We start from the raw sequence: 20,780 nt of genomic DNA on the forward strand, positions 1-20,780 counted from the left end.
GATTATTCTCCTTTAGCAATTAATGCTATTCAAACCTCGATTTATAACAGGCTAAAACATCCGCCTAACACTATTTAGCATAACCTGCTTTTTTGGGGTCATGAGGATAAGCAGACAATTCTGATAGATATCAACCTCCTTGCCCTGCCGCGGAAATTGCGCGACGATCGTGATATTGAAATGAGGAATCCCATGAACGCTTTCAGTCCTGCGCAGTTCCGCGCACAGTTTCCGGCGCTGGCCGATGCCGGTATTTATCTGGACAGTGCCGCCACCGCCCTTAAGCCACAGGCGGTCATTGACGCCACGCAGCAGTTTTACAGCCTGAGCGCCGGGAACGTGCATCGCAGCCAGTTTGCCGAGGCGCAGCGATTAACCGCGCGCTACGAAGCCGCACGCGATCGCGTGGCGCACCTGATCAATGCCGAAAGCGGGAAAAATATCGTCTGGACGCGCGGCACCACCGAGGCCATCAATATGGTGGCCCAATGCTACGCGCGCCCGCTGCTTCAGCCGGGCGATGAGATTATCGTCAGCGAGGCGGAACATCACGCCAACCTGGTGCCGTGGCTGATGGTGGCCGAACAAACGGGTGCACGCGTGGTGAAGCTTCCGCTGGGCGCAGACCTTCTGCCCGATGTGGCCCGTCTCCCCGAGTTGATTACCCCTCGCAGCCGCATTCTGGCGCTCGGACAGATGTCTAACGTCACCGGTGGTTGCCCGGACCTGGCTCAGGCGATTCGCATCGCGCATGCCAACGGTATGGTGGTGATGGTTGACGGCGCCCAGGGCGTGGTGCATTTCCCCGCCGACGTGCAGGCGCTGGATATCGACTTCTATGCCTTCTCAGGACATAAGCTCTACGGGCCAACCGGTATTGGGGTGTTGTACGGCAAGCCGGAACTTCTGGCAAAAATGACCCCGTGGCTCGGTGGCGGCAAGATGATCGCTGAAGTGTCGTTCGAGGGCTTCAAAACGCAGGATGTCCCCTATCGCCTTGAAGCCGGTACGCCGAACGTGGCCGGCGTGATTGGCCTAAGCGCGGCGCTGGAGTGGCTGGCAGAAACAGACAGTGTTCAGGCTGAAAGCTGGAGCCGGGGGCTGGCGACGCTGGCAGAGGAAGAACTGAAAAAGCGCCCGGGTTTCCGCTCGTTCCGCGTTCAGGATTCAAGCCTGCTCGCCTTTGATTTTACGGGCGTGCATCACAGCGACATGGTGACGCTGCTGGCGGGGTATGGCATCGCCCTGCGCGCCGGGCAGCACTGCGCGCAGCCGCTGCTGGCGGCGCTCGGCGTGAGCGGCACGCTGCGCGCCTCGTTCGCGCCCTATAACACACAAAGCGATGTTGACGCGCTGGTTGCCGCCGTTGACCGCGCGCTTGAAATACTGGTGGATTAATGACTCACGCTGCTTTAGCCGGACATCCGTTTGGCACCGTCATCACTGAAGAGACGTTAAAACAGACCTTTGCCCCGCTTTCACAGTGGGAAGATAAATATCGCCAGCTGATTCTTCTTGGTAAGCAATTACCGACCCTCTCTGACGATCTCAAGGCGCAGGCGAAAGAGATCGCTGGCTGTGAAAACCGCGTCTGGCTGGGCGTAAGCGTTTCCGGCGAGAAGCTGCACTTCTTCGGCGACAGCGAAGGCCGCATCGTCCGGGGTCTGCTGGCCGTATTGTTGACCGCTGTGGAAGGGAAAAGCGCGGCGGAACTGCTGGCACATTCGCCGCTGGCGTTATTTGATGAGCTGGGGCTGCGCGCGCAGCTCAGCGCCTCGCGCGGTCAGGGGTTGATCGCGCTCAGCGACGCGGTACTGGACGCCGCACGTCAGGCTCAGGCCTGACGTTCCGCCTTCGCCATCATCTTCTTCAGGGCGTGAGACACCGCCACAAAGCCAAAGGAAGCGGTCACCATGGTGGCCGCGCCAAAGCCTGAGGCGCAATCCATTCTCTTTGGCCCTTCCGCCGTGCTTTTCATCGCACACACGGAGCCATCCGCCTGCGGGTAGACCAGCGCTTCGGTCGAGAACACGCAGTCTACGCCCAGCTTGCCCTTGCTGTTCTTCACCACGTTGAAGTCGCTCTTCAGGCGTTCACGCAGCTTGGCGGCAAGAGGATCCTGAATGGTTTTCGCCAGATCGGCCACCTGGATCTGCGTAGGGTCGATTTGCCCGCCCGCGCCGCCGGTCGTCACCAGGGGAACCTTGTAACGACGACAGTAGGCGATCAGCGCCGCTTTTGGACGCACGCTGTCGATGGCGTCAATCACATAGCTGTAGCCTTTGCTCATGTATTCGGCGACGTTATCAGCCGTCACAAAATCATCAATCACCGTGACCCGACATTCCGGGTTGATCAGGCGGATACGTTCCGCCATGACCTCCGATTTTGCCAGGCCGACGCTATCACGCAGGGCGTGGATTTGACGGTTGGTGTTGGTGACGCACACGTCATCCATATCAATCAGCGTGATTGCGCCAATACCGGTTCTCGCCAGCGCTTCTGCGGCCCACGACCCCACACCACCAATGCCCACGACGCAGACGTGCGCATCCGCAAACAGCTGCAGGGCTTTTTCACCATAGAGACGTGCCGTGCCGCCAAAACGCTGGCGCCAGGCATCGCTGATTACCACAGACATAACACCTCAGATGTAAAAAGGGTGAGGTTCTCCTCACCCTGAACAGTAATCCGTATTGCGCTCAGAATACCACAATCAGCCGCTGAATACGTTTCCGGCACCCGGTGCCGCCTTAAGCACCCACACGCGTCCGTAGTGGTTATACCAGCCTGCGCGGTGGCCTGCATCCGGGCCAATGCCCTGATAGATATCGAAGTGCTGCCCTTTGATCGCGCCGCCAACGTCCAGCGCCACCATCAGACGCAGCTCATACTGGCCGTTGAACTTGCCGTTGTTGTCCAGCAGCGGGACCTCTGCCAGCAGCGTGGTGCCCGCAGGAATAATCGAACGATCCGATGCCACCGACGCGCGGCCAATCAGCGGTACCGCACTCGCCCCTTTCACCGGCGCGAAGTTTTGCGGTTTAAAGAAGACGAACGACGGGTTCTGCTCCAGCAGCTCACGCACCTCGGCTTCGCTGTGCTTTTCGCCCCACTCGCGGATCGCCTGCATCGACATGTCTTCTTTCTTCACTTCGCCGCGGTCGATCAGCACCTTGCCAATACTGCGATAGGCGTGGCCGTTTTTACCGGAATAGCTGAAGAAGTTAAGCGGCGAGCCGTCGCCAAAATCAATATAGCCGCTGCCCTGAACGTCCATGATGAAGTTGTCCATCAGGGAGTTGCTGTAAGCAAGAACGTAGTTTTCGCTCAGCGCACCGGCGTAGATCTCAGCGCGCGACGGCAGACGGCCGCGTTTTGGCGGCATACGGTAGATAGGGTACTGGAACTCGCCCTGACGCGTGTGTCGTGCCTGAATAACCGGGGTGTAATAGCCGGTGAACTGGACGTTGCCGTAGTTATCGGCCCCTTCCATCTGCCAGGCGTCGATACCAAACTGGCGCATGTTGCGCGTATCGCCGCCCGCCCGCAGCCAGTCCTGTACCGCGCTATAAACGTTATTCTGTGCGCTATATAAACGCGGTGACGCGTTGCGGATCTGGTAAACCTGCTCGGAGAAATCTCCGGCATTGATCGGTGCGCCGACCGCATCAGGCTGATTAACTAAAGAGAAAGGCTGGGATAACTTCCCGTCTTTATACTGTTGACCGCGATCGGTCGGTTTGGAAGAACAGGCCGCAAGAATCGCTACCATTGCGCCCGCCATCAGATACTTCGCCCAACGTCCTTTCATTCTGTCTCGTCTTTAAGTTGCCCATTTCCGCGTGATGAAGATAACAAACCGCCAGGGCTAATGAAATGCGATCGCATGCCCTTTGGCAAATTTTGCGCAAAAAATAGTCCAAACCGCGCCATGTCGTTCAATTTGCATACAAAATCATGATAAATGTGAAAAAGGGGTTGCATCACAAGTCTATCCGAGTATAGTGCGCATCCACGGACGCGGGGTGGAGCAGCCTGGTAGCTCGTCGGGCTCATAACCCGAAGGTCGTCGGTTCAAATCCGGCCCCCGCAACCAATTAAAATTTGATGAAGTATCTTCTACGACTGTAGAAAGACGGACGCGGGGTGGAGCAGCCTGGTAGCTCGTCGGGCTCATAACCCGAAGGTCGTCGGTTCAAATCCGGCCCCCGCAACCAATCAAATTTGAAGAAGTAAGTTTCTGCGAGAGTAGAAAGACGGACGCGGGGTGGAGCAGCCTGGTAGCTCGTCGGGCTCATAACCCGAAGGTCGTCGGTTCAAATCCGGCCCCCGCAACCAACACTTCTAAAACAATAAACACCCTTAAGGGTGTTTTTTTGTATCTGTCGTTTGTGAATTTGCCGGGCGTTTACCCGGCCAAAAGATCTACCCGCGCCGCGCCAGCGTCGCCCCGTCAGAGAAATACGCACGAATCCCTGCCAGAATCGACTCCGCCACTTCCTGCTGGAATTTTGCCGTCTTGAGCTTACGCTCCTCTTCCACGTTACTGATAAACGCGGTTTCAACCAGGATGGACGGGATATCCGGCGCCTTGAGTACCGCAAATCCGGCCTGTTCAACGCTGTTCTTGTGCAGCTTATTGATGTTGCCCAGCTTGCCCAGCACCGCTTTACCAAACTTCAGGCTGTCGTTAATGGTCAGCGACTGCACCATATCGAACATGGTGTGGTCAACGTAGCGATCGCCGCTTTTGCTCACGCCACCGATCAGGTCCGAGGCGTTCTGGGTGTCCGCCAGGTATCGCGCGGCGGTACTGGTTGCGCCTTTGGTTGAGAGCGCAAACACCGACGAGCCGCTTGGCTGACGGCTGGTAAACGCATCCGCATGGATCGAGACGAACAAATCTGCGCGCTGCTTCTGCGCTTTCGCCACCCTGACCTTCAGCGGAATAAAGACGTCTTCATTACGCGTCATATAGGCGCGCATGTTGCCTTCTTTATCAATCAGCGCCTTCAGACGACGGGCAATTTGCAGAACCACGTCTTTTTCACGCGTGCGGTATTTCCCCACCGCACCGGAGTCTTCGCCGCCGTGGCCTGGATCGAGCATGATCACAATCGGACGATCGCGCCCTGCTTTCCCCGGCTGCGGACCGCTTTGCGCCGGCGGAACCTGACGCTGCAGATCGCCTTTGTTGTAATCTTCCAGCAGGGCAAGAAGCGGATCCTGAATATCCGTCGCATTGGCCGGGTAGAGATCCATCACCAGGCGCTCTTTGAACGTCGCGACAGGCGCCAGGGCAAACAGCTGCGGCTTCACGTTCTGCTTCAGTTCAAACACCATGCGTACGGTTTGCGGATCGAACTGCCCGACGCGCGCCGATTTAATAAACGGATCGTCGCCGCGGATCTGCGCCGCCATCCCTTTCAGCACGGAGTTGAGGTTAACGCCTTCGAGATCCACCACCACACGTTCCGGGTTGCTGAGGGCAAATTGCTTATATTTCAGCACGCGATTGGATTCGACCGTCACGCGCGTATAGGTCGACGATGGCCAGACGCGCACCGCCACGACCTGACTGGTGGCGGCAAGACCGACCTGACTGACGCTAAGCAACCACATTGCCCCGGCCCCTTTTAACAAACGGCGGCGGCTTATTGCTGAATTGGATCCCGACATGCTTCTCCCGAGCAAGAACACTGACTGATATACAAAATGTCCAGATTGACCGAAAACTTTAACGAATGACGCATAAACTGTCATCTATAAAAGGGTAAACAATCATACGCTAACGCACGGATTACTTATCATTTTCTGTGGGTCGCGGAAAATTTGCGCTTGCACACGCGGCCACAATCGAATAAAAATACAGAAATTACGAATAAACATTCATTAAGGGTTGTGCCATGGTGAAGGAACGTAGAACCGAACTGGTCCAGGGATTCCGCCATTCTGTTCCCTATATCAACGCCCATCGGGGAAAAACGTTTGTCATCATGCTTGGCGGCGAAGCCATTGAGCATGAAAATTTTTCCAGCATCGTCAATGACATTGGCCTGCTGCACAGCCTGGGGATCCGCCTGGTGGTGGTCTATGGCGCGCGCCCGCAGATCGACGCTAACCTGGCCGCTCACCACCACGAGCCGATTTACCACAAGCATACCCGCGTCACGGATGCCAAAACCCTTGAGCTGGTGAAGCAGGCGGCAGGTCTGCTGCAGCTGGATATCACCGCTCGCCTGTCCATGAGCCTGAACAACACGCCGCTGCAGGGCGCGCATATCAACGTCGTGAGCGGCAACTTCATCATTGCCCAGCCGCTCGGCGTGGACGATGGCGTGGATTACTGCCACAGCGGCCGCATTCGTCGTATTGATGAAGAAGCCATTCACCGCCAGCTGGACAGCGGCGCCATCGTCCTGATGGGCCCGGTCGCCGTTTCGGTGACCGGCGAAAGCTTTAACCTCACCTCAGAAGAGATCGCCACGCAGCTGGCGATCAAGCTGAAGGCGGAAAAAATGATTGGGTTCTGCTCCTCCCAGGGCGTCGTGAATGATGAAGGAACGATCGTGCCGGAACTCTTCCCGAATGAAGCCCAGGCCCGCGTGGAGGCGCTGGAAGCCGAAGGCGATTATCACTCCGGCACGGTCCGCTTCCTGCGTGGCGCCGTGAAGGCCTGCCGCAGCGGCGTGCGCCGTAGCCACCTGATCAGCTATCAGGAAGACGGCGCCCTGCTGCAGGAGCTGTTCTCCCGCGACGGTATTGGTACGCAGATTGTCATGGAGAGCGCGGAGCAGATCCGCCGCGCCACCATTAACGACATCGGCGGTATTCTGGAGCTGATCCGCCCGCTGGAACAGCAGGGTATTCTGGTGCGTCGTTCGCGCGAGCAGCTGGAGATGGAAATCGACAAATTCACCATTATTCAGCGCGATAACCTGACCATCGCCTGCGCCGCGCTCTATCCGTTCCCGGAAGAGAAGATCGGTGAAATGGCCTGCGTGGCGGTGCATCCTGATTACCGCAGCTCTTCACGCGGTGAAATGCTGCTTGAGCGCGTGGCGGCACAGGCGCGCCAGATGGGGCTGAGCAAGCTGTTCGTCCTGACGACGCGGAGCATTCACTGGTTCCAGGAGCGCGGGTTCACGCCGGTGGATATTGATTCTCTGCCGGAAACGAAGAAAGAGATGTACAACTATCAGCGCCGTTCAAAAGTGCTGATGGCGGACCTGGGATGATACGACGCCCTCACCGTCCGGCGAGGGCGTTCGTTCAGAGTGACTCAAATATCGCGCCCAGCCCGCTTCGGCGTTCCGTTCGGGTGGCAATCGCCTGCACCAGCACGCGTTCATCGGTATACAGCGACAGGCGCTGACGCGCGCGCGTAATGGCGGTATAGATCAGCTCGCGGGTAATGACGGGGGAAAGCTGCGTGGGCAGGATCAGCGCCGCGTGGTTAAACTCGGAGCCCTGGGATTTATGCACCGTCATCGCCCAGGCGGTTTCATGCTCGGGCAAACGGCTGGGCTGGAAAGACTTCACGCTCCCGTCCGGCATCTGAAACCAGACGCGCAGCCCCTGGCCGCAGTCGAGCGCAATCCCGATATCCCCGTTAAACAACCCCAGCGCGCTGTCGTTGCGTGAAATCATCACCGGCCGCCCTTCATACCAGCGCGAGTGCGGGGTGCGGTTTATTTTACGCTTTTGCACCAGCAGCTGTTCCAGCCTGTCGTTCAGGCCCCGGACACCAAAGGGACCTTCCCTCAGCGCACAGAGCAGCTGATATTCACCAAACGCGGCAATGACCTGCTCCGGCGAACGCTGCTGTTGTACGCCCGTCAGAAAGTGCTGATACCCCTGCAGGGCATCATCCAGCATCGCCTGATACTCTTCCCCGGTCTGCAGCGATTTTTTCTCAATATCCGTAAAGGTGCCGTCAAACACCGCAGTGGTTGTTCGCCGGTCGCCCCGGTTCACGGCCGCCGCAAGCTGGCCGATACCGGAATCGCTGCCGAAGCGGTAGCTTTTCTGCAGCAGACACAGGCTGTCGCGCAGCGCTCCTGCAAGCGAATGGTTTTCAGAGGTGAGCGAGCATCCGGTGAGACGGGCTAATTCCTGAGCGCGTTCTGCGGTATATCCCAGGCTGGCATAGGTGCAGATATCGCCCAGCACAGCCCCCGCCTCCACGGAGGCAAGCTGGTCGCGATCGCCCAGGAAAATAACGCGCGCGTGCGGCGGTAGCGCATCAATCAAACGCGACATCATCGTCAGGTCAATCATCGACGCCTCATCCACCACCAGCACATCCAGGTGCAGGGGATTACCGGCATGGTAGCGCAAACGCTGGCTGCCGGGCTGAGCGCCAAGCAAACGGTGCAGCGTGCTGGCTTCGTTGGGGAAAAGCGCAAGCTGCTCCCCGGTAAGCGGCAGCTTTTGCAGCGCGCCGCCTAACGATTCCGTCAGACGCGCCGCGGCTTTACCGGTGGGGGCCGCCAGGCGAATACGGCACTTTTGCTCACCCGAGAGCTGAATTAGCGCGGCAAGCAGTTTTGCCACGGTGGTCGTTTTCCCGGTGCCCGGTCCGCCTGAAATCACCGAGATCCGACGCGTTAAGGCCACGGCTGCCGCCACTTTCTGCCAGTCTGTCGCCTCGTCAGAGGAAAACAGCGCATCCAGCGTTTGCCGGAGCTGCGTTTCATCACAGGGAAGCGGGGCGTTGGTCTCGCTGAAGAAGCGCGCCACCGTCAGTTCGTTACGCCACAGCCGGTTAAGATACAAACGCTCGCCGACCAGAATCATTGGCGTCCCGGTATCGGCCCCGCTCACGGCAGGCGAACCGCGTAGTATCGCCTGCCAGTCCACGGCGTCACCCAGCAGCGCGAAACACGCCTGTAAAGCCGGAGGCATTTTCTCATCCACCGCCAGACGCGACAGCGGCAGACATACGTGCCCCTCCCCCGCATCTTTGCTCAGAATGGCGGCGGCAAGCATGACGGCAGGCTCCTCGCCTGCCACCATCATGGCAAACTGCACGTCCAGGTGGCGCAGTAATCGTTGTTCAACCGCGTCCAGCAGTAGCGCCTGCATCGTCATGCCATCTCCTCCGTGCCTGCGGCAAACAGGTTATCCATTTTTTCAATCAGTTCCACAGCCGGACGCGTGCTAAAGACGCCGGAATGCGGGTCGTTGGCATCCACGCCGCGCAGGAACAGGTAAATCACGCCACCAAAATGCGCGTCGTAACGGTAATCGGCAATACGATGGCGCAGGTAACGGTGCAGCGCCAGGGTATAAAGCTGGTACTGCAGATCATAGCGATGCAGTTGCATAGCCGACGCCATCGCCTGTTGGGTATAGGCTGTGCTGTCTTCGCCCAGCCAGTTCGATTTGTAATCCAGCAGGTAGTAGCGCCCGTCGTGGCGGAAAACAAGGTCGATAAAGCCTTTTAGCATTCCCTGCACCTGGCGGAAGTTCAGCGGCGGGCATCCGGCGGACAGCGGATCGTACTCGCGGATCAGCGCATCAAGCGCCTCGGCCCTGAGCGGGCAGGCGATGGGGAGGTAAAACTCCATCTCCACCTGCTTATCTTTGGTAGTCAACTGGCTAAGCGAGATCCCCTGTGCGGTGAGCGGGGCGTGCAGAACCGCGCGGATCCATTCAGTAAGAACCGGCTGCCATTGCGCGTCGTAACCACCGCTCTGTAGCATCTTCAGCACCCACTCTTCGGAAACCGGCTGGGTAAAATCCAGCTCTTCAAACAGGCTGTGTAAAAACGTGCCCGGCGAGGCGCCGCGCGGGAACTGGTGCGGCGTCAGCACCGGCTCAGCGGGTACGCTACCGGCGCCTGCGGCATCCACGTCCAGTTTTGGCATCAGATCCTGGGCAATACTCTGCCCGTGCTGCTGTAAGCCAGAGTAGCTGGTAACGCGCCAGTCGTCGGCAATCGTGCGTATCACCCGACGGGCATGGAGATCTGACTCGTGCGGCTCCGGCATGTGCCAGCGGCTGTTGTCGGGCAGCGATGGAATATGAAGGGCAACATGCTCAGTACAAAGCGATTCGATGCACTGTCGCAGGCCCGCCGCGTCTTTGGGTTCACCCTGCTGAATAAGCCGCCCCAGCGCGCTCAGATGAAAATCGCTCTCTCCGCTCTTTTCGCCACGGCGACGGAACAGCGGCGCAACGCCCAGGCTGCAGTGCCATACCGAGCGGGTCAGCGCCACGTAGAGCAGGCGCAAATCCTCCGCCAGACGTTCGGCCTCTGCCAGCTCAACGCTGGACTCCGCGTTGCTGAGATCGAGCACCGCCTCGAACGACTCGCGATCGTGGTAAAAAGCCTGATCCTGCACGCGGTAATTGGCGATAAACGGCAGCCAGACCAGCGGATATTCCAGGCCTTTCGACTTGTGGATGGTGACGATCTGCACCAGATGTTTATCACTCTCGAGGCGCATCTGCTGGCTGGAGGAATTGCTGTTCGGATCGGCAATCTGCTGCGCCAGCCAGCGCACCAGGGCATGCTCGCTCTCCAGCTGCGTACCCGCCTCCTGCAAGAGTTCGCTGATGTGTAAAATATCGGTCAAACGCCGCTCGCCACCTGCGGTAGCCAGCATATTCTCGGCAATGTGGCGCTGAGCCATGAGCTCGCGCACCATCGCCATCACCCCGCGCTTCTGCCATCTTTCCCGGTAGTGGACAAACTCTTCCACCACCGCATCCCACGCGGCTTCGTCATTGTTGAGGGTATCAATATCGCGCGCGTTCAGTCCGAGCATCGCGCTGGCTAATGCGCTGCGCAGCGTGCTTTCCCGCTCCGGGGCCAGCACGGCCTGCAGCAGCCATAACATCTCCTGCGCCTCCAGCGTTTCAAAGACGCTGTCGCGGTTCGAAAGGTAGACGGAGGGGATATTCAGTAACGTCAGGGCGTCGCGGATGAATGCGGCCTCCTGACGGCTGCGCACCAGCACCGTAATATCCGATGCCTTTACCGGGGTGGGGTTATCCCCCTTCCACAGCAGCGCCTCGCCTCGCGCTCCCGCACTGAGCCAGTCACGGATTTGCGCAGCACAGTGCTGGGCCATGGCATTTTGATAGTCGGCAACGCCGCAGCCTTCCCCATCCAGCAGCCAGAAGTTCATGGCAGGCTGCGTCACGCCGTTAAACTCGAAGCGCAACGAGGCATTTTTCGGGGCAAATTTTACCGGCTGAAACGGGATCTCATGGAACATAAACGCCGTATCCATGCGGCTAAACAGCGCGTTGACGCTTTCCACCATGCCGGGGGAGGAGCGCCAGTTGGTATCGAGCGTGTAGTGCGCGGCAACCTCGCTGCGGGCCTTCATATAGGTGAAAATATCCGCACCGCGGAAGGCGTAAATGGCCTGTTTCGGATCGCCGATTAACAGCAGCGCGGTGTCGGGCTGCTGGCGCCAGATACGGCGGAAAATGCGGTACTGCTGAGGGTCGGTGTCCTGGAATTCGTCTATCATCGCCACCGGGAAGCGGGTGCGAATCGCGGCGGCAAGCGCTTCGCCATTTTCACTGCACAGCGCCGCATCCAGGCGGCTCAGCATATCGTCGAACCCCAGCTCGCCACGGCGGCGCTTTTCGCGTGCCACGGCCTCACGAATTTCGGTCATGGCGCGAGCGATCATCAGATCGTTGAGCGTAAGGGGCTCCGCCAGCAGGGTTTCAATCGCCACAAACAGGGGATGCTCAGGTACAATGCCGTCGGCTTTTGTCCGCTCAGCCAGGAAACGTTGGGAGAATTTCTCCAGCGCGTCCGGGAGCTGGTAGCCCCGCGTCTCTTCCTGCGCCCAGGCGCTGACCTTGTCGATCCATTTTCCCTGATTGCCACGGTTGAACTTGCGACGATCGATGCCGGAATTTTCGATGATGGCGTCAATCTCGCCGACTGACTCCATCCACTTTTGCTTGATGTCCGCAATTTTCGCGATGATTTTTTCATGCCGCGTGGCCAGGGTTTCATCTGCCGGCGGCGGGGATTTGATGACCGGCGCTTCCCCCTGCAGATAACGATCGATCGCGCGCAGCAGCGCCTCCGGGCCTTTCCAGAGCGCGTGTACCGCTTCGGCAATATCGCGCTGTAAGGGGTAGCAGTGGCGACGCCAGAAATCCGCGCAGGCCTGATAGCGAAGCACGGATTCATCTTCAATAAGCTGCTGTTCGAACAGCATACCGGACTCGAACGCGTTCAGGCTCAGCATGCGCTGGCAAAAACCGTGAATGGTAAAGACGGACGCTTCGTCCATCTGCCGTTCAGCGAGCAGCAGCCACTGGGCTGCCTGCTTCTTATCGGCAATCTCTTCCAGAAGGCTGGCGTAGAGGGGGTTATCCGTGCTCTGACGTAGACAGGCGATGCGCAGCTCGTGGATATTGGTACGAATACGGCCCCGCAGCTCCGCGGTAGCGGCCTCGGTGAAGGTGACCACCAGCAGCTCTTCCACGCTCAAAGGGCGTGGAAAAGCGGCGTTGCCGCCAAGCCCTAACAGCAGGCGCAGATAGAGGGCGGCAATGGTGAAGGTTTTTCCCGTTCCCGCTGAGGCTTCAATCAATCGTTCACCCTGCAGAGGTAAACGTAAGGGATCAAGGGACTCAGCGGTATCGGTCATTCTTTCTTACTCCAGGGCATAGATTGCTGCAGCGCGCTGACGCTCTTCCAGACTTTCCAGCCTTTCGGGTTCACGTATTCCGTTTTCCCGTTCTGGCTACCGGAAACCTGGGACAGGATGGTGATTCCCTGCGGCTTAATGACCGCCTGATGGAAGAAGTCGGCAACCTTCTGCGGCGTCAGCTGTTTTATCTCGGCCACTACTTTATCACGCGAATCAAATTTCAGATTACCGCGATCGAAATCTTTGCTCAGCTGCGAGGCTTCTTCACCCAGCGTCTGCGGCGGCTGCATCACCTGCGCGATGACGGCCTGCTGGATCTGGGCAAACTCTTCCGGCTTCATGGCACGCAGTTTTGCTTCCACCTGCGGGAAGAAGGCCTGGTAACGCTGCCAGAGATACGCCGGTTGTTTATCGCTGCTTTGCAGCAGGAAACCCAGCCCCCACTGACGACCGACGTTCATGGAGAAGGCAAACACCGCGTAGCCAAGCTGCTCCTCTGTGCGTAACTGGTTATAGAACCACGGCTGAATAATCTGTCCCAGCACGGCGCTCTGCGCTGAACTGGCGAATTCATCGTAGCCCGTTGGCACAAAGACCGCGGCCAGCGCGGAATCCGTGCTGTTGCCCGCCTTTTCAAAAATCACATTCTGTTTTTTCTCAACCAGCACGTCCTGGTTGCGGCACCACTCGTCGCCTTTAGAGCCGAGCTGAGTGCGAACATTCTGCGCCAGGGTTTTGGCCTGCTCCTCACTCATGTTGCCAACGATCAGGAACTCCGGACGCGTGTTGGTTTTCAGCGCGTCGCGGTACGCGAGCACGTCTTTTAAGGAGATGGAAGGCAGCAGCGCGCGGCGATCCTCACGCTGGAAATAAGGAACCTGAGACAGCATTTGCGCTGGCATAAGCGCCAGATCGTAAGCCTTGCCCTTCTCGGCTGAATCCATCATCTGGGCATACCAGGATTTAGCCTGCTCAAGCTGCTCTTCCGTCGGCGTGTAGCTGAAGTAGCCCTCCAGCAGGGCCTGGAACAGCTGAGGCAAGCGCTGGGTATAGCCGTTTGCATTAAGCATCAAACCGTTATTGGCGTTGGTGGAGAAGCTGATCCCGCCCACGGCGGCCTGGTTGCTGAGCTGATCGAGCGCGATACCGGCGAGATAGTCATTGAGCGCGAACATCACCTGATTTTTGGCGCTGTTCATGGCTTTCGGGTTACGCAGCACCACGCTGACATCGGCCTTTGGCTCGCTGGCGAAATAGCGGCTTGGGGTGTACACGACGCGCAGCGTTGGCTCATCAATGATGAGTTCCGGATGCGGGTAATCTTTCGTCGTTTTGATCAGCGAGAAGTCATCCGGAATGTAGGGGTTCAGCTCCGGCAGCTTCAACGCAATCTCACCGGCCTTCTTCTGCCAGTCGGCGAAGGTCTGGGCGCTGATTTTATCCACCTGATAAGGGGCATCGACAAAGTACGCCGTCTTGTTATGCGGTTCGTTCGGGCTGATGTACCAGATGCGGGCATTCTCCGGCGTCATCATCGCCAGGCGGGCTTTTACCGCCCCGGCATCGTACCGGTCGGCAATATTCACCGCGTCGAGGGTATGTTCCACCGGCACGCGGATCATGGTGTCAGCAAGCCACTCCACATAATCCATGTCGCGGGTGATGGACGGGTAGCGGAAATCGAGATCCAGCACGTGCGCGAGTTCATCAAAATAGCGCTTATCGACGCCTTTCTCACGCAGTAAGGAGAGGTAGCTAAAGATAGCCGCTACGACTTCATCACGGTTGGCCTGTCCTTTGTCAGTCAGGGTCGCGGAGATCGCCAGCACGCCGCTATTGCCGTTCACAACCGGATCGGAGTCGGCGCGAATGCCTTCCGCCAGCCCCTGCTTTTGCAGCCAGTCAGACAGCGTACCCGGGCTACGGTTACCAATCAGATAGGTGACCAGCTCATCGGTTTTACTGCGAAACTGTGCCGTGTTGTTATCAATGCGGAATTCCACGCGCAGCACTTTGCGCGGCATGGCAGGAACGTAGTGGATCACGATGCCTTTTTGCGCGTCCGTGACCACCGGAACGGTTATTTGCGGCAGGTCGATATTTTTATTCGGCACCCGGCCAAAGGTTTTGGCCGCCATGGCTGCCAGCTCCGGCAACGGTTTATTGCTGTAGATGACCGCTTTCATCAGGTTGGCGGAGTAGTATTTATCGCGAAACGCGTGCAGGGCATCCAGCACCGGGCTGTTCGGTTTGTCGCTCAAGGTTTCCAGGTTACCGCCGGAGAAGCGCGAACCCGGGTGCGCAGGGTTGATGGTTTCGGCGCTGACCTGCGCCATGCGCATACCGTCTCGCGTGCGGGCCATGGTCAGCTCGGCATTCACCGCATTGCGTTCACGCTCGGCGTATTTTTTATCCAGCAACGGCGCGGCGATGGAATCAGCGAGGCGATCGACCGCCCCTTCCAGCGCATCATTTTCGACTTCGAGATAAAAGGCCGTGCGGTACGGTGCCGTACTGGCATTGTGGCTGCCGCCATGCATCTTCAGAAATTCGGACAGGCTATCTGGCTGCGGGTATTTTTTTGACCCCATCAGCGTCATATGTTCCAGATAGTGTGCAAGCCCTGGATGAGCGTCAGGATCTTCCAGCGACCCAACCGGCACCACTAATGCCGACAGGGATTTCACCGCCTGCGGGTCGGAAACCAGCAGCACGGTCATCCCGTTATCAAGGCGAATAGCCTGATATTGACGGGTATCTTTTTCGCTCTTACGGATAGTTTCCTGAACGGGTTGCCAACCGGAGTCTGCGTGAGTGACGGGCGCCCAAAGGGCAATAAACAAAACAAACGCTTTAAACAAGGTGCTGCCTGGCATTACGACCTCTTTATCACGGCTACATCATTAACAAACTGCGTGCTGGACACGCCAACATCTCTTTCTTTGGGTACATCAGTCCGTGATAAGAAGTGCATCATAAATGAACACCTTTATCTGCGCAATTTTTATACAGCACTCAGGACTGATTAAATCTAAACAACGGCAACAGGTAGCGCTGCGCCTCTTCCGTGATCGCCTCAAAGTATTCTGGCTCGAGCGCTCGCCACAAACGCTGATACCAGACATCCTCACCTTCACCCCGCACCATCATGTTTCCTTCATAGGCCTGCATAAACTTACTGCGCGCTTTCTGGAGCGAAGCCTCATCCGTTAACATCGCATCATTCTGCGCGTCATAACAGGCTTTTATCCAGGCGCCGCCACTTTCCGGTAGTAACAGGAGCGGTTTGTTCATTCCCTGACGGTAGCCTTCAATGTACAAAGACAGATAACCTAACGCCTGCTCGGCTTCCATCGGCGGGAAGCGCCATTCGCCCTCTTTGCGCACGAAAATTCGGCTTTCGCCTTTATGCCCACCCGCACTGTAGACAAGATGTTCCAGCCAGAGTTGCAATCCTTGCGAAACGCTTAGCATTGAGGGCCGCCAGCGCAGCAGCCCATCCGGCTGTACCTGGGTTAACCAGCCCGTGAGCTGTACCCCGTTGCAGTTGAGATCAATTTCAATACTTTTCCCCGGCTGTCGGCACGCTCTTACGCGCTCTGCCAGAGCGGTCATCTCCTGGCACTGCGCCTCCCAGACGATCTCCCCGAACGCTCCGTAGGGCAACTGACCCGCAGCACGGTAGCGACGGTAAAGTTTGTCCGCATCTTCCTCTTCAACCAGCGCATTCAGCAGCTGCAGGTTTAACTGGTAGCGCTCCAGACCTTCCAGCGTAAACGGTTCTGCATCAGGAATTTCACTCTCTTCAGAGCGGAAGTTGACCTGCAGTCGCTGCTGGAAGAAGGCGCGCACCGGATGCGCCCAAAACCGCTGAAGCTGCTCGAAGGTCAGGGTGTCGATAGGGCGCGGGGCAAGTTCCTGAATGAAATCGGTATGCGCATTCCCTTCCTTTTTCGCCGCCGGCAACCACTCAAGGGCGTAGCTCTGGCGCTCGCCGGCAATATAGTTCACCGGGTCAAACGGCATGCGGCTGTGGAAACAGGTGATATGGGCTTTCACCCTCTGCTCGCTTTCATCACAGTTGCGCTCTTCATCTCCCGGCAGGTAGTGGCTCTGGCCGATATAGTCCACCAGCTCCTGCACCAGTACGGAGGGGAAACGCTCGCTGTTGTCCTGAATAGAACGGCCGATATAGCTGATATAGAGCTTGCTCTGAGCAGAAATGAGCGCTTCAAGGAAGAGGTAGCGGTCATCATCGCGGCGGCTACGATCGCCCCGTTTTGGGTTTGCGCTCATTAAGTCGAACCCCAGCGGCGGCAGCGCGCGCGGATACACACCGTCGTTCATGCCAAGCAGGCAGACCACCCTGAACGGGATAGAACGCATGGGCATCAGGGTGCAGATATTGACAGGCCCCGCCAGGAAACGCTGGCTGATTCGCTCCTGGTCAAGCCGCTGCGTCAGCTCATCACGCAACAGCGACAGCGGGATGGCCTCGTGGTAGTGGGAATTCACGCCTTCGTCGATGATGGCCTGCCACTGGGTTTCAATGAGCGCCATCGCCGCTTCGGTGTCATTGTCCGGCAGGAAGAAATCATTGAGTAACGCCCTGCAGACCGGGAGCCATTCTTCAAGTGGACGCGGCTGCAACAGCGCATATCGCCAGCGATTAAGCTGCATTAATAGCGATGCTAAATGCCCCACCAGTTCAGCAATTAACCCGCTGGACTCATCGTAAGGCAGCACCTCATTCCACTCGCCCTGGCTGCTTTCCATGGCGTAGCCCAACAGCATACGCGTCAGGCCAAATCGCCAGGTGTGCTGTCCGGTTGCGGGAAGCTCGAACTCCTGAACGTTATCGTCATCGATCCCCCAGCGCACGCCAGACTCGTTCACCCACTGACGAAGGTAGCGCAGACCCTCTTCATTAATGTTGAAGCGTGCGGCCAGCACGGGAACATCCAGCAACGCCAGGACATCTTCGGAGATAAACCGGCTATCCGGCAGTGAAAGCAGAGTGATAAACGCCTGCAATACCGGATGCGACTGGCGGGCACGACGGTCAGAAATCGCATAAGGCAGGTACCGTTCCCCCGTCGCGCTGCCAAAGACGGCCTGAATAAAGGGACTGTAGGTGTCGATATCCGCCACCATCACCACGATATCGCGTGGCGTCAGATCGGGATCCTCCTGCAGCATCGCCAGCAGCTGGTCGTGAAGCACTTCGACCTCACGCTGCGGGCTGTGGCAAACGTGGATCGTGACGCTGCGATCGTCAGGATCGAGTTTTCGCTTATTGTCGCTGCGTTCGAACTCGTTCGCCGTCACGCCCATGACGGCGCGGTTTTCCAGATCCAGAATATCTAACTGAATATTATGCAGCAGGCAGTCCGGGGCGATCTCAACAAAGGCATCCACATCACCTTCACCTGAGGAAGTGATGTCTGAAAGCATGTGAATGTAGTCACGCCCCAGCTTCCCCCACGAGGCAAGCAGCGGATTGGGCAGGTTCTGGATACCGTCTTCATCGAAAAGCTGCCCGGCAGTCGAACCGTCTTTAAACAGCGGGATGGATCGTTCTTCAAAAAGGCGTTTTCGTTGGCGGGTTACCAGCCGTGCAAGCCAGCGTTCGTCGAGAATATCCCCCCAATACTGTCGGCAAGGGTTGGTAAACAAAATATGAATATCAATATGTTTACCCAGCGCATTCAGCGCCTTCAGATAGACAGGGGGTAATGCGGATATCCCGCAGATAAAAACGCGTGACGGCAGTCGGGCCGGGCGTTCCGACCCATTTTCAAGTATCGAAATAAACCGATCGTAGAGATTGGCACGGTGCCACTTAGGCTGGCCCAGTCTCTCAGTATGCTCCACCAGCGCTTTCCACAGCGGGGCCTGCCATATTTGCGCCTCCGGCAGGCCTTCAACCAACTCGCCCGCTTCCCAACGAATTAACCAGTCAGAGCGGTAAACAAGGTATTGGTCGTAGAGATCGGCAGTGCGCGATGCCAGCTGGAACAGCTTGCGCTTGTCGGTATCGTCATTGAGGTAGTGGCGCAGCATGGCAAATTCATCGTGCTGCAGCATTTCCGGCAGCAGCGCCATCAGCTTCCAGCTCATGGCCTGCTTGTTGAAGGCGCTCTGCTCCGGGATATCCGGCAACACGCGGACAAACATCTCCCAGATGAAGCTCGCAGGCAGCGGGAAATCAATATTCGCGGCAATACCAAACTTGCGGGAAAGCGACATTTGCAGCCACTGCGCCATACCGGTGCTCTGCACCAGCACCATTTCAGGCTCAAAAGGATCGTCAAGCCGCTCGCGCTCAACGATAAACTCCATCAGTGCTTCCAGCACATCCAGACGATTTGAGTGGTAGACCCTTAACATAGACGCTCCCGACTACTGGCTAACCGGGCAATGCAGACGCGTTAACTCACCGCGCCGACCCAGAGGAGAAATAAGTGTAACCGTGATGCTGACACATCCTGCGAGCGTTGTCTGCCCCCGACTGGCCTGCCAGCCTGCCGGGAGAACATTTGTTGAGAGCTGAGACTGGTTCCAGGCATGGTGCCAGAGCTGGCGATACTGATTAAACACGGTGAACCGCGCCGCCAGCGCCCGGTGATACCCCGACAGTGCCGTCACGACCACCACCAGCAGCATCATCGCCAGCAGGACCTCAACCATGCTAAACCCTTTTTCTCTGCTCACGGCAGTTGACATAACGCACTCTCCTTAAGGGGGCAAAAATCGCTCCAGCCGTGAGGCGAAAAGCGCACTATCCCGTCGACGATCTCTCCCCTGCGCCAGAGCAGCAGGTCGTTGCCGCCGGCTATCAGCAGTACCCGCGCCTCGCTCAGCTGACGCAAACACACCCGCCATGTCGATGTCGTTTTGCACTGGACTGGTGGCGCTGACGCCCAGGGCTGAATACGTCCCCACTCAAGCGCGGACTGAACCGTCGCCTGCTGCTGAAGCGAGCGGCTCTCACCGCCAACGAGCGCACTGAACGTTATGACCTGCTGATTGAGTCCCGTCAGAATCAAAGTACCGAGCACCAGTAAAAGCAGAACCAGCGCCAGCGAAGATATGCCGCGTTGACGATTCACAGGTTGTACCCCGTGACCGTATACAACGCCTGCCAGGGTTCCCCTTTTTCATCTTTACGCCTCGCGGCCAGTTCGATATTCAGCTCTGGCGCAAAACCGGCATGTTCGACTCTCCTCACCACAAAGTGTGCTATCGTAAGCCTGTCCGGGTCCGTGAGCTTTTCCCACCCTTTTCCTTCACACGACGTCGCGCCACGCAGGGTTTCCAGCGCCCCCGATTCCAGACGAAAACCGGTGCTGTCATTTTCTGATGCGCTGCTATCCCAGTAGCCGTTACTGTTGGCATCCCACCGCGCAATGATGCAGCGCCCCTGCCTGCCGATCGTCAGCGCCTGTCCCTGGCAATTTCCCGCGCAGTACCCCGCACGCTGAAGCTGTTTGCCGAGGGCGAACAGGCGTTGCCAGACCTCTTCTTCCAGCTCTCGCTGGGCAGATTGCAGTAATACCGCCCGCTGCAATCCGGGTAAAAAGCGCGATGCACTTATCAATAACAGGCTGCTGATGGCCGTAGCAATCAGCACTTCGGTAAGCGAAAAGCCGCCCTGTCTCATCGACATTGTCCTCCCTCGGAGACCTTACACATCCTGATGCGCCCTCCGTCTGAAACGATAATCAGCCAGTCTCCGGCACGACTTTGAACGCGTATCCGCCCTGCCCATGCCGTATCCCGTAATCCATAGAACCCCAGCGACGGCGTGACCTCGCCGATCGCGACCTCAGGCCAGAGGGGGAGCAGCACAAAGGGACTGTCCTTCTCACAGCCCTGCATGGCAGAGCTCACCAGACAGTCCCTGTCGCCAACCCGCTGACGGGTAATTTGATGGTCGCGGTTGTGGCGGTTGGCATGGTTGCGCAGAAACAGCAGGTAATCTCGCACCTGACTGGCGGTTTGCCACAGCCGCTGATGCCGTTGCCAGCTGTCCCAGCCGTACAGACCTGAAGCGCTGAGGATAACGACAAGCGAAACAGCGACCAGCGATTCGATAAGCGTAAAACCGTTCTCTTTTTTCATACCGGGAGTGTGGCGAAG

The 20,780-nt window shown here is 57.8% G+C and carries 14 protein-coding genes and 3 tRNA genes; 6 read left to right on the forward strand and 11 right to left on the reverse strand.

Annotation, left to right across the window (positions count from 1 at the left end; translation table 11 throughout):
* Positions 1 to 192 precede the first annotated feature (192 nt).
* Both csdA and csdE read left to right on the forward strand, forming a co-directional pair.
* The gene (gene csdA / locus ACEPLT_RS18235; protein WP_232927412.1) at positions 193 to 1,398 is read left to right on the forward strand and encodes a cysteine desulfurase CsdA; all 1,206 of its coding nucleotides are present in this window, start codon (positions 193 to 195) and stop codon (positions 1,396 to 1,398) included.
* Positions 1,398 to 1,844 (forward strand): cysteine desulfurase sulfur acceptor subunit CsdE, encoded by a 447-nt coding sequence (gene csdE / locus ACEPLT_RS18240; protein WP_045908462.1) that lies wholly within the window; start codon positions 1,398 to 1,400, stop codon positions 1,842 to 1,844. The genes csdA and csdE overlap by 1 nt, the downstream gene beginning before the upstream one ends.
* On the opposite strand, the gene tcdA is transcribed toward csdE, so the two are convergent.
* Together tcdA and mltA are read right to left on the reverse strand one after the other, a co-directional pair.
* Positions 1,835 to 2,641 (reverse strand): tRNA cyclic N6-threonylcarbamoyladenosine(37) synthase TcdA, encoded by an 807-nt coding sequence (gene tcdA, locus ACEPLT_RS18245; protein WP_008499651.1) that lies wholly within the window; start codon positions 2,639 to 2,641, stop codon positions 1,835 to 1,837. The two genes, csdE and tcdA, sit on opposite strands and share 10 nt — an antisense overlap.
* 75 nt (positions 2,642 to 2,716) lie before the next feature.
* On the reverse strand, positions 2,717 to 3,814 hold the full coding sequence (gene mltA, locus ACEPLT_RS18250; RefSeq protein ID WP_021241890.1) for a murein transglycosylase A: 1,098 nt from the start codon (positions 3,812 to 3,814) through the stop codon (positions 2,717 to 2,719).
* A 208-nt stretch (positions 3,815 to 4,022) separates the two neighbouring features.
* On the opposite strand from mltA, the gene ACEPLT_RS18255 reads away from it, so the two are divergent.
* The 3 genes from ACEPLT_RS18255 to ACEPLT_RS18265 all read left to right on the forward strand — a co-directional run bounded on the left by ACEPLT_RS18255 (position 4,023) and on the right by ACEPLT_RS18265 (position 4,341).
* Positions 4,023 to 4,099: transfer RNA gene (locus ACEPLT_RS18255), tRNA-Met, on the forward strand.
* A 44-nt stretch (positions 4,100 to 4,143) separates the two neighbouring features.
* Positions 4,144 to 4,220, forward strand: a tRNA-Met gene (locus ACEPLT_RS18260).
* 44 nt (positions 4,221 to 4,264) lie between these two features.
* Positions 4,265 to 4,341 (forward strand) — tRNA-Met (locus tag ACEPLT_RS18265).
* An 87-nt stretch (positions 4,342 to 4,428) separates the two neighbouring features.
* Here the strand turns inward: ACEPLT_RS18265 and amiC are convergent.
* Positions 4,429 to 5,682 (reverse strand): N-acetylmuramoyl-L-alanine amidase AmiC, encoded by a 1,254-nt coding sequence (gene amiC / locus ACEPLT_RS18270; protein ID WP_021242006.1) that lies wholly within the window; start codon positions 5,680 to 5,682, stop codon positions 4,429 to 4,431.
* 227 nt (positions 5,683 to 5,909) lie between these two features.
* On the opposite strand from amiC, the gene argA reads away from it, so the two are divergent.
* Positions 5,910 to 7,241 (forward strand): amino-acid N-acetyltransferase, encoded by a 1,332-nt coding sequence (gene argA / locus ACEPLT_RS18275; RefSeq protein WP_008499655.1) that lies wholly within the window; start codon positions 5,910 to 5,912, stop codon positions 7,239 to 7,241.
* A gap of 34 nt (positions 7,242 to 7,275) precedes the next feature.
* On the opposite strand, the gene recD is transcribed toward argA, so the two are convergent.
* From recD to ACEPLT_RS18315, 8 genes are all read right to left on the reverse strand, one after another.
* A complete protein-coding gene (gene recD / locus ACEPLT_RS18280; protein ID WP_008499656.1) occupies positions 7,276 to 9,096 on the reverse strand; it encodes an exodeoxyribonuclease V subunit alpha in 1,821 nt (606 codons plus the stop codon).
* On the reverse strand, positions 9,093 to 12,635 hold the full coding sequence (recB, locus tag ACEPLT_RS18285; protein ID WP_232927414.1) for an exodeoxyribonuclease V subunit beta: 3,543 nt from the start codon (positions 12,633 to 12,635) through the stop codon (positions 9,093 to 9,095). Before recB ends, recD begins: the two co-directional genes overlap by 4 nt.
* Positions 12,632 to 15,514 (reverse strand): pitrilysin, encoded by a 2,883-nt coding sequence (gene ptrA / locus ACEPLT_RS18290; RefSeq protein WP_063616919.1) that lies wholly within the window; start codon positions 15,512 to 15,514, stop codon positions 12,632 to 12,634. Before ptrA ends, recB begins: the two co-directional genes overlap by 4 nt.
* 139 nt (positions 15,515 to 15,653) lie before the next feature.
* On the reverse strand, positions 15,654 to 19,028 hold the full coding sequence (gene recC / locus ACEPLT_RS18295; RefSeq protein WP_063922207.1) for an exodeoxyribonuclease V subunit gamma: 3,375 nt from the start codon (positions 19,026 to 19,028) through the stop codon (positions 15,654 to 15,656).
* A gap of 12 nt (positions 19,029 to 19,040) precedes the next feature.
* Positions 19,041 to 19,364, reverse strand: a complete 324-nt coding sequence (locus ACEPLT_RS18300; RefSeq protein WP_063618223.1) for a prepilin-type N-terminal cleavage/methylation domain-containing protein — start codon at positions 19,362 to 19,364, stop codon at positions 19,041 to 19,043.
* Entirely contained in the window at positions 19,349 to 19,750 is a 402-nt protein-coding gene (locus ACEPLT_RS18305; RefSeq protein ID WP_126288459.1) for a DUF2509 family protein, read from the reverse strand. Before ACEPLT_RS18305 ends, ACEPLT_RS18300 begins: the two co-directional genes overlap by 16 nt.
* Positions 19,747 to 20,307, reverse strand: a complete 561-nt coding sequence (locus ACEPLT_RS18310) for a prepilin peptidase-dependent protein (RefSeq protein ID WP_045407119.1) — start codon at positions 20,305 to 20,307, stop codon at positions 19,747 to 19,749. Before ACEPLT_RS18310 ends, ACEPLT_RS18305 begins: the two co-directional genes overlap by 4 nt.
* Complete coding sequence (locus ACEPLT_RS18315; RefSeq protein WP_126288495.1) at positions 20,298 to 20,762, reverse strand: prepilin peptidase-dependent protein; 465 nt, start codon at positions 20,760 to 20,762, stop codon at positions 20,298 to 20,300. Before ACEPLT_RS18315 ends, ACEPLT_RS18310 begins: the two co-directional genes overlap by 10 nt.
* Between the last annotated feature and the right edge of the window lie 18 nt (positions 20,763 to 20,780).

Source organism: Enterobacter sp. fkY84-1, assembly GCF_052974705.1.